Here is a 9024-nt window from a genome sequence, read left to right on the forward strand (position 1 = left end):
ACCGCCGCCGAGTAGCCGCTGCTGTTCTTCTATGCCGCCTTGTGGTGGTAGTCGAGCCAGGTGTCGGCCAGCTGTGCAGCCAGCACCGGGCAGTCGTAGTCGCCCGGGTCGATCCGGCTGGCTGTCAGACGACCCCGCTTCACCTGTGTCAACTCCCGCACTCCGATGCGGTCAACGGCGCGTGCAGTTGCGCGGCGCGGCGGAACGGCGGCTGATTGGATGCGGCGTTCTCCTCGGCGCGGCATCAGGCGGTCCAGCCGGAGGCGTGACGAGCGGCCAGATCCGCGTAGGTGCGGTCCTGCTCGTTCCAGTCCCTGATAGCCCTCGCGACCAGCAAGTTCGTCTTCCTTTTGTACGTCAGGTAGCGCATGGTCGACTCCGGTCGGCGGTGTCCGAGGAGCCGCATAACGGTCAAGAACGGATTGCGGGACACGTGATCGGCCGCGTACGCCGGTGTACGGCCGGTGAGACGGAACTGCTCGGCGTCCTGGGCGATCAGCAGTTCGGTCAGCTGCTCCAGCATGAAGATCGCGAACGTGTGGCGCAGGTCGTGGATCCGGACCCGGCTCGGCATCTCCAGAGGCAGGCCGTACTCGGCAGCGATCCGTATCGTCCGGACGTGGGCGGCGGTGAAGACCTGTTCCCAGCGCTGGCTGCTAATCATCCGCCCGTTGCGTCCGACGAACAGTGCCATCGGCTCCAGGCCGTGGTCACCTTCGATGACCGTGATCCGTCGCAGCGGGGCCTTCATCGCCTTGACGGAGTACGTCCTTCGGCGGCCCTCATGAATTCCGCCGACTCTCATCGTGCGCAGGTTGACGTCGTCGACGACGAAGAGCTCGTCGCGTTGGCGGTGCAGGTTCCGTGCGGCCTTGCGGATGCAGCTGGCGCGCTCGGTCCGCCGGTACCAGTCCAGGTCTCGCAGCATGGCGTCCTGGACCTCAACGGTCCTGGGCAGGCCGAATTTCGCGATTGCCTCCAGCTCGACCTCGCTGGCGGAGCCGTCCCGACGCGCAGGGCCGACCTCGATGTCGAACAAGGTGCTGAACTCGCGCAGGCGAAGTCCGGTCGTGATGGCCAGGTTGCCCCCGCAGCTGTTTCGCAGCGCGTGCCCGGAGCGGAACGAGGGGTCGGCCGACCCGTCGGGCAGCAGTCCGCGAAGGCCGACCCGGTCCAGGAACCACCATTGCTCGAAGGTCAGATGGCGCACGTCCAGCTGGGTGGTCGAACCCCAGGCCAGAATGTCCCTGCCGTTCTTCTTGCGGTAGTACGGGCGCCGATCGAGTACCTTCGCCTCGTCGACGGCCCAGTCGTAGAAGCGGTTGATCACGGCTCGCCGGCGCTTCCACGTCGCCGGACCCATCGGTTCATCGCGGTACTCGGTGCAGTAGTCGCGGTAGGCGATCAGATCGTCCTCATCAGCCGACAGAACGTCGGCCGACGGGTCCAACCTGGCCAGGAAGTCGTCCAGGTCGAGGAAGTCGTAGGCGTAGTCCTGCAGGGACTTCGCCTCAAGCGTCTTGGCCAGTTCGAAGAAGAACGAACAGTGAGGTTCCTTGGGCCGCATGTCTGGCCCGAGGAAAAACGGGGTGCCGTCCTTCAGAGCCTTGTCCCGGCTCGTGTACTGAGCTCCATCCAGACCTACCTCGGGTATCGGCTCGTAGTAACGACGTACCTTGCTGCGTGACGTGAAGAAGTAGCTCATGGGTCCTTTGAGACATCGGGATCACCATGAACATAACCAACTCCCAGCTCAGAGGCGGTACCGAGAGGAGCGGGCTGAGACAGCTACAAACCCTTGGCATAACCACCGGGCAAAGCCCAGGCGCCCTCGAACGGTGCCCAATCGCGCTCGATCAGCAGGACGGCGCCGTCGGGTGTCAGGGCGACCACGTCGGCGGTGTACCGAATGGGCTCGGACGTCTCGGTCTCGGTCATGTTCACCTCTCGGTTGGGCATCACGGTGCCTCCAGCTCGGGGAGGGGGAGTTGAGCCGCTGTGTGGATCGTGCGGGGTACGGGCGAGCGCGGTGGGGTGGGTGGTTCGATCCGAACGAGGTCGGCCTCGGTGAGGAGTCCGAGCTGTCCGGCGGCGGCCGCGCGGGCGGCAAGGGTGATCGAGCGGGTCACCTTGTGGTGGCCGTGGTCGATGCGGAGGTGGCAGCGCTGGCACGCCGCCAGGAGCACCTCCTCCCTTACGTCTTCCGGGGTGTGGTTGAGGTGGGCTGTGGTCAGGAGCACCTGGGAACCGGTGTCCGGATGCGGCTGGCCGTGGAGGGCGAGGCAGCGCCCGCCGGGGTGCTCCAGGCCGCACTGCCCGGAGCACTCACAGCGGCCGCCCGCCCTTTCGAACCGGATTCTGGCGCTGATCTCGGGCCAGTTGTCCGGGTAGCGGGCGAGGTTCTCGGGACGGATCGGCATCAGCTTCTGCCTACAGGGACCGCACGACCTGGAACCGGTCGCTGCTCTGGTCGACGTGGACGTGTGCTCCGTGCCCGGCCTGGGCGGCACGTTCGTCCGCGAGGGGCAGCGCCCGTGCTTCTCCCATGGGGACTTCGCTGAGGACGAGTGCTTCGCGGGCGTCGCACTGGCGGCAGCGGGAGGCCCTGGTGAGGGCCGGGGTGGGGGTCATGGGGTGTCTCCGTCTTCGAGGCTGGGGTCGTCGATGTCACCGAACATGGCGTCCATGGCCTGGCAGATCGCCCGATGGGCCTGCGGTGGGGCGGTCTTCAGGACCTCGTGGGTCAGGTCGACCAGATCGAGATCGCCGAACAGGGCGTTCAGGTCGGCCACGGTCACCTCGTCCAGGCCGTCCAGGGGCCCGCTGCTGTGGAAGGCGTTCATGGCGTCGATCGCGTCGGCGAGCTGGTGGGCGCGGGCAGGGGTGAGGTGGAGGCTGCGGCTGAGGTCCACGCCCGCCTGCGGGGCACCCGTGGGGCTGAGGTGGATGCGGACGCGCTGGTCCGGTCCGGGTGCCTGGCCTCCGGCGAGGGCCTGGGCGAGGCTCTCGATCGCGGCGCCGATCTCGGCACTGGCCTCGGGGGTGTCTTCGTCGTCGGGGAGGTCGGGGGCCTGCCAGAGGATCTCCACGCTGTCGGCGTGCAGGCAGATGGGGCCCTGTCCGGTGTCCGGGAGGGTGAGGCGGCCCACGACGCGGAGCAGGTCGCCGGGGCGGCACTCGGTGAGCAGGGTGTTGGCGACGTGCGCGGTGTTGGTGGTGCAGGGGATCAGCGCGTCGTGGATGAGGTGGTCGGTGGGGGAGGAGTTCAGCCGCCAGAAGGCGGTGTCGGCGCTGTCGCCGGGTTCGGCGGGGGCGTCGAGGTGTCCGTCCAGGACCAGGGCTATGTCTTCCATCAGGAGGCCACCGCCTGCAGGTTCGGGGTGTGTTCGGCGTCGTAGGCGTCGAGAACTGCTTTGGCCGGGTTGCCGCGGCTGGCGACCGTATGGCTGTTCGCTCGGGCCCACGCACGGATCGCAGCCAGTTCCTCGGTGCTGCGCCGGTGGCCGGGTGCCGGCGTACCGGAGGTGACGGCCGGGGAGCCGGTGAGCTCCGTGGCGGGGGTGCGTCCGGCCTTCACCTCGCGCAGGAGCGCCTGCGCGGTGTCGAGTTCGGCCTTGAGCTGGGCGACACGGTCCTCGGCTGCCCGCTGCGCGTCAGCGGCGGCACGGCGTTCCCCGAGTTCGGTCAGGTCGTTGCGGACGCGGGTGGCCTTCTTGCGGATCGCGGTGGCCGGGTGGCCCTCGGCCCACGCGAGAAGTTCACCGACAGCACGGTCGGCGGCCAGCTGCGTACGGGACGGAGTGGGGAAGGTGTCCGGGCTCATCCGGTCCGGCACGTCCACGAGGGACGTGATCTCGTCCTCGGTCAGGCCGGTCGCTTGGGTGATCTCGTCCAGGGGGTGACCTGCCCCGTGCATCGACAGGGCCATCGCCTCGAACGCGGACGTCTTCTTCGTGTCGTTCAACTGCTGCATGTCGGGGGCTCCTTCACACAGAGAGAGGGGGTGGTGGTCATCGGGCGGTGCGGGGGATCGTCCAGCCGCGCAGGGCCTGCAGGAGGAGGGCCCGGTGGTGCTCGCGGTCCTCGCGGGTGAGCGGCAGGACCCTGCTGCGGCGCGACCACGCGGGGGAGGCTGGCGGTTCCGGGTGGGCGAGCGCCCGCTCGACCTCGGTGGCGGCGTCGGCGGGGGTGCGGGAAGCGGGGAGGGAGAGGGGTTCGCTGGAGTGCGTCACGGCGGTCTCCTTGAACATGCGAAGGTTGACGTAGCCCCCGGGGAAGGTTCGGCTGGCCACACGGCTGGTGACGGAACGAACTGCCCCCGGGGGCTTTCCTGTTAGGCGTGGCCGGTGTCGCGGCGTTTGGCCTGGAGGTCGTTGGCGAACCGTCCGAGACGGGCTTCGACCGCGTTCTCAGCGATCCACGCTTCGGCGCATACCTTGTGGACTGCCTCACCGGCGTGGGAGCGCATCGGCGTCGGTCCCGAGCACACCGTGCAGGGGCGGTCCTACCGGGCGGCGAAATGGCGGGCGTCGCGCCAGTCCAGCAGCCCGCCTGGGACTGGGACGCATCCCGGCTCGAACGGCTGCCCCTTTGCTCTTCTTGCCGGTCATGGCCGCAGGTCGGGCAGCTGTCCGCGGACCTGGTCCTGTGTCGGCCTCCAGAGTCCGAGCTGTCCGCCGACGACGATGGGCAGGGCGAGCTCCTGGACGTCGGTGACCACCAAGTGCCATGCCCCGGGTTCCGCCCACTCGGTACAGGGCGGGGCGCCGTCGGGGTCCTGGTGGCAGTCGGTCAGACGGGCGACGCCGATGACCGCACCGAGGGGCAGCCCGCGGCCGCGGACCGTACGGGCGACCAACGCGTTGCGCAGTAGGGCGGGCTCCGGTTTCGCCTTCCCGGCGTGAAGAAGCACCCAGCCTCGCCAGCTCCAGGGCTTGGGCCTGTTCTCCACGTTCTTGCCCGCGAGGATGCAGGTCGCCCAGGGCTGGCGGATGGTGATGCCGCGGATCCAGTCGCCGTCCGGGAGTTCGGCGGTGCTCACGCGGCTCGACCCCACACCGCTGTCCCCGGACGCCCGTAACGGCGGCCGTTGACGGACGCCATGGTGGCATGCGCCGTGGTGGCGATGTGCGGGCGGCCGGAGTGCTTGCCGTCGTACAGAGCGGCGTCGGCGGCCCGCTGGAGGAGCGACAGGTCGCGGGACCTGATCACATCCGGTGTCGCGGCGCCGACCGATGCGGCGACGTCGACGGTGTGCCCGTCGTCCAGGACGACGGGCACACGCAGCATCCGGACCAGCTGCTCCAGGCGGCCCGTACGGCGGTCGGCGGGCAGCTGAAGGACCACGGCGAACTCATCACCCCCGAGGCGGCCGATCGCGGCGCGCGGGCCCGCCCATGCGTGGAGCCGGGCGCCGAACGCCGCGAGGACGGTGTCACCGGCCGCGTGTCCAAAGTGGTCGTTGACCTGCTTGAACCTGTCGGCGTCGACCATGAGTACGGCGGTGTCGTCACCGTGGCGGGCCAGGACGCGGCGGGCGCGGGCGGTGTAGGCGTCACGGCGCAACAGGCCGGTCAGCGGGTCGCGCTGGGTGGCGGTGAGCTTCTTGTGCAACGCGAGGACGTGCACCGCCCAGCCGGTCAACGGCACGGCGGCAGCGGTGATCAGAAGGGCGGGTGGGCCAAACCGGCCCCCGGGGTGCAGGACGGAGTCCATACTGGGGATCTCCCTCTCGTCTCGTACGAGTTGGGTTGGGCCCGGGGCAGGCGACGGTTTCGACGCCTAGTGCGCCTGCCTCGGGGCGAATTCACATCAGGCTGCGGGGGTTGACCCACTCCGTGGTGGTGGCCTTGTGCCAGTCCAGGACCCAGTCGGGCCGCACAGCGCACACGCCCCATCCGTCGCTGGAGTCATCGGGGGCCGGTCGGCCGGCGGACAGGTTCTGCACGGCCCGGTCGTAGGCGTGGTGTGCGGCGGCCAGGGCCTCGCGCTCCCCGGCGGCACGGCCGGTGAAGACGTGATGTCCCTGCCGTTCCTGATCTGCTGCGTGGTGTATCGGGACGTCGACCTCGTATCGGCGCATGACGTCCAACTCCTTCCGTGTTGAGGGGCCACTGCGACCGCCCCGACCCCGGCTGGTGCAGGGTCCGGGGCGGCACAGAGTGCGCTGAACTCGGGCAGGGTCAGCTGGCCGTCTCGATGGCGTCGCGCAGGTGGGTACGCGCGCGGGCCAGGAGCGCGGGCTGATCGGCGCCGGGCTCGGTCAGCGCGTCGGTGAGGTAGGTGGCAGCGGAGTCCAGGTCGTCGCTGGCGTCCTGGAGGTGGCCGAGGCGGGAGTCGGCGAGGAGATCGCGGACCTCTTCGACCAGGTCGAGGAACCGGTTCGGGGTGAGGCTGCGCGGCGGTTCACTGCCGATGAGGGCGGCGAGCTCCGCGGTGAAGCAGGTGTCGAGCGCGGCGAAGGTGTTCACCTTGGCCAGGACAGCATTCATCGGGTTTCTCCTTGTCAGAGATCGAGCCGGATCGTGATCGAGGTGCGTGGGCCAACGGCGTTGGCGTGGGCCGGCGGTGGAAACGCCGGGCCATGGCCTCCGTCACCGGGCCCTCCGCCGCCCTGTGCTGCTGAGGTGCCACCCACGGCACTTCGGGCAGCGGTAGGTGCGGGATTCGTTGCGGCGGGCGGTGTTCCTGGCGGTACGCGCAAGAGCGATCTTCGCGTCGAGTTCGCTGCCGTACCGGATCTTGCGCGTGGGGCAGCTCATGCGCGGTAGACCGGTGGGCGAATCCCGGCGCGGAGCTCGCGGATGACCGAGCAGGGGCCCTTGGTGGCGCAGTACGCGTCGTCGGTGTCCGGGAGGGCGTTGCCCGGGGTGCCCCACTTCTCGCGGGCGAGGGCGTTCACGGCGCGGAGCATCTCGCCGTTGGTGGGGCGGCAGGCGCTCTTCTTGTCGCCGACGCCGTGCCGGGAGGCGCTGATCAGGTGCTGGCGGGCCTGGCGGGCAGCCCAACGGCGCCGGTCGGGGCCGGTGTTGTCGTGCACGTGCCCGCTGTCGTGGAACGTGTCCTCGTGGCAGCCAGTGCAGTGGTAAGTGACCATCTGCTTCGCCTCGCCGCCGGGACGCCAGGTCCCCTCGAACTCGTAGACGATGACTTCCGCGCCCGGGATCTCGGTGTGCGCGAAGGCGGTGACCAGACCGACGCCGTCCGCGACCGCGCCGCGGGCCTTGGCGTTCCAGAAGACGCGGGGGATGTAGTCGTCCCAGCCCGCGCCTTGGGGCCACTGCGCGTACGTGACGCCCAGCGAGCCGTCGAAGGTGCCCGTGCCATCGGTGTTGTCGCGCTTGTACTGCTCGATCTGTGTGATCGCCCCGAAGTAGACCGCGGAGAACTCCTCGGACTCCAGGAAGATCAGCCCGTAGCCCTCGGGGCGGCTGTGGTGGCCGTTGTCCTGGAGCACCTTGACCATGTCCTCGAAGCCGGGGTTGCCGGGGGCGATGACGCCGACCAGGGGCACCCGGTAGTAGTCGCAGCTCATGACGTGGGACGGGCTGGCGTCGCTGACGTGGTGCGGGGTGCCGTACGTGTTCGTGATCTGCATGGGGAACGTCCCTTCGGGGTGTCGGCGGGCGGGGCCGCTCAGAACTGGAGCTGGATGGTGATGGGGGTGCGCGGGTCGCCCGCGCGGGTGTGGACCGTGCGGCGGTGCGCGGCGAGTCCCGCGGTGCCGCCCTGGATGACGAGGTGACAGCTCGGGCAGCCCGATGCCCACGCGTCCCCGGCCGGGAGGTCGGCCGGGGTGAGCGGGTGCGGGTGCGGGCCGTCGGCGGCGCGGCTCACCTGTCCTCGCCTCCGGTCGGCGGCCGGTCGGCGAGGGCCAGGAGCTCCACGGCGAGGTCCGGCGCGGACAGGATGGTGCGCAGGATCGAGGCGAAGCCGTCGCGCTCGATGGGGTTGAGCCTGTCCCACACGGCATGGGCGTCACCGTGAGCGCCGACGATTTTGAGGTAGTCGGCCTCGGTGGCGGCGGTGTGCTCAGCACCGCACCGGCCGCACCGGAAGAGGGCCTGGTCCCAGCCGCAGGCTGAGGTTTTGGCCGTCATCCGCTGATCGCTTCCATGGCCTGCGCCTCGAGGTCGGCGCGGCTGTCGGGGTCGTCGTCCTGGTCGTGGTCGTCGGCCTCCTGGTCCACATCGAGCCCGCCGTGGACGGTGCAGGTGAGGTCCGGGTCGCTGTCCATGACACCGGTCAGCGCCTTGTGCAGGTCGGTGACCGAGTAGACGGGCGCCCACGCCTGCCCGCTGCACTCCGGGTCGAAGGGACACGGCAGCAGGACGTCGAAGCCGAAGTCCCCCGCGCCGTCGACGTCGTCGCGGAAGACGAGGGTGAGCTTCTGCTCCCCGAGGCGGATCTCCGCGACGCGGTCCCGGCCGCCCGCCAGGTCCGACTCGGGCAGCCACTGCCACAGCGGCAGGATCTCCGGGCCGAAGTACCGGCGGACCAGGAGCAGGTCGCCCAGGCCCTCGCTGCCCTCGCGCCCGAGGTCGGCCTCCCGGGCCTGCGAAAGCCGGTGCAAGAACGGCTCCAGGCGGCGGAGGTTGTGGGCGAAGACGACCGTGGTGAACCCTTCGGCAGTCAGCTTCCGGTGGTCGTACGGCAGTGCCTGGTGCTGGGCGCGTACGACCTCCTCAGGAACGCGCCGGTTGTCCGGGCGCGGGCCCTGTCGTTTCAGGCACACCGACAACGACGTCGCCAGGACGATCGCGGAGGCCGGTACGCCGTGCCGCTTCGCGGCCGTCACCAGCTCCGCCCTGACGGGCAGTTCGAGATTCGTAGCGTCAATGACCGTGTTGCGGCCCCGGGCCATCCGGCACTCCAGGATCAGCTGGAGGACGTCGGCGGCGTCACCGGTCGCGCCCTGGTCGCCGGGGGGGTCTTCCCTGTTGAATCGACGTGTTGAAGCGGATCGAGCAGGGGTGGTTGTGTGCCGGGGTGGCGTAGGTATTGGGTGCCGAGAGACCGCCGGGT

15 protein-coding genes are annotated in these 9024 nt (G+C 69.9%); all 15 read right to left on the minus strand.

Annotation, left to right across the window (positions count from 1 at the left end):
* Positions 1–244: 244 nt before the first annotated feature.
* On the minus strand, positions 245–1705 hold the full coding sequence (locus ACIO3O_RS40185) for a site-specific integrase (RefSeq protein WP_401755104.1): 1461 nt from the start codon (positions 1703–1705) through the stop codon (positions 245–247).
* Positions 1706–1788: 83 nt separating this feature from the next.
* Entirely contained in the window at positions 1789–1938 is a 150-nt protein-coding gene (locus ACIO3O_RS40190) for a hypothetical protein (protein ID WP_401755106.1), read from the minus strand.
* 20 nt (positions 1939–1958) lie between these two features.
* Positions 1959–2420 carry a hypothetical protein gene (locus tag ACIO3O_RS40195; RefSeq protein WP_401755109.1) on the minus strand — a complete coding sequence of 154 codons (462 nt, stop codon included), beginning with the start codon at positions 2418–2420 and terminating at the stop codon, positions 1959–1961.
* A gap of 10 nt (positions 2421–2430) precedes the next feature.
* Positions 2431–2631 carry a hypothetical protein gene (locus ACIO3O_RS40200; protein ID WP_401755111.1) on the minus strand — a complete coding sequence of 67 codons (201 nt, stop codon included), beginning with the start codon at positions 2629–2631 and terminating at the stop codon, positions 2431–2433.
* Entirely contained in the window at positions 2628–3353 is a 726-nt protein-coding gene (locus tag ACIO3O_RS40205) for a hypothetical protein (RefSeq protein WP_401755114.1), read from the minus strand. The genes ACIO3O_RS40200 and ACIO3O_RS40205 overlap by 4 nt, the downstream gene beginning before the upstream one ends.
* The gene (locus ACIO3O_RS40210; protein WP_401755116.1) at positions 3353–3973 is read right to left on the minus strand and encodes a histone-like nucleoid-structuring protein Lsr2; all 621 of its coding nucleotides are present in this window, start codon (positions 3971–3973) and stop codon (positions 3353–3355) included. The genes ACIO3O_RS40205 and ACIO3O_RS40210 overlap by 1 nt, the downstream gene beginning before the upstream one ends.
* Positions 3974–4010: 37 nt before the next feature.
* The gene (locus ACIO3O_RS40215) at positions 4011–4232 is read right to left on the minus strand and encodes a hypothetical protein (RefSeq protein WP_401755119.1); all 222 of its coding nucleotides are present in this window, start codon (positions 4230–4232) and stop codon (positions 4011–4013) included.
* A 374-nt stretch (positions 4233–4606) separates the two neighbouring features.
* Positions 4607–5041 carry a hypothetical protein gene (locus tag ACIO3O_RS40220; protein ID WP_401755122.1) on the minus strand — a complete coding sequence of 145 codons (435 nt, stop codon included), beginning with the start codon at positions 5039–5041 and terminating at the stop codon, positions 4607–4609.
* Positions 5038–5715 carry a GGDEF domain-containing protein gene (locus ACIO3O_RS40225; RefSeq protein ID WP_401755125.1) on the minus strand — a complete coding sequence of 226 codons (678 nt, stop codon included), beginning with the start codon at positions 5713–5715 and terminating at the stop codon, positions 5038–5040. Before ACIO3O_RS40225 ends, ACIO3O_RS40220 begins: the two co-directional genes overlap by 4 nt.
* Positions 5716–5806: 91 nt before the next feature.
* The gene (locus tag ACIO3O_RS40230) at positions 5807–6082 is read right to left on the minus strand and encodes a hypothetical protein (protein ID WP_401755128.1); all 276 of its coding nucleotides are present in this window, start codon (positions 6080–6082) and stop codon (positions 5807–5809) included.
* A gap of 100 nt (positions 6083–6182) precedes the next feature.
* Positions 6183–6491, minus strand: a complete 309-nt coding sequence (locus tag ACIO3O_RS40235; protein ID WP_401755130.1) for a hypothetical protein — start codon at positions 6489–6491, stop codon at positions 6183–6185.
* 266 nt (positions 6492–6757) lie between these two features.
* A complete protein-coding gene (locus ACIO3O_RS40240; protein ID WP_401755133.1) occupies positions 6758–7597 on the minus strand; it encodes a hypothetical protein in 840 nt (279 codons plus the stop codon).
* A gap of 38 nt (positions 7598–7635) precedes the next feature.
* Positions 7636–7836, minus strand: a complete 201-nt coding sequence (locus tag ACIO3O_RS40245; RefSeq protein WP_401755136.1) for a hypothetical protein — start codon at positions 7834–7836, stop codon at positions 7636–7638.
* Entirely contained in the window at positions 7833–8099 is a 267-nt protein-coding gene (locus tag ACIO3O_RS40250; RefSeq protein WP_401755139.1) for a hypothetical protein, read from the minus strand. Before ACIO3O_RS40250 ends, ACIO3O_RS40245 begins: the two co-directional genes overlap by 4 nt.
* On the minus strand, positions 8096–9001 hold the full coding sequence (locus ACIO3O_RS40255; RefSeq protein ID WP_401755150.1) for an AAA family ATPase: 906 nt from the start codon (positions 8999–9001) through the stop codon (positions 8096–8098). Before ACIO3O_RS40255 ends, ACIO3O_RS40250 begins: the two co-directional genes overlap by 4 nt.
* Between the last annotated feature and the right edge of the window lie 23 nt (positions 9002–9024).

The organism is Streptomyces sp. NPDC087440, assembly GCF_044744005.1.
GTDB lineage: Bacteria > Actinomycetota > Actinomycetes > Streptomycetales > Streptomycetaceae > Streptomyces.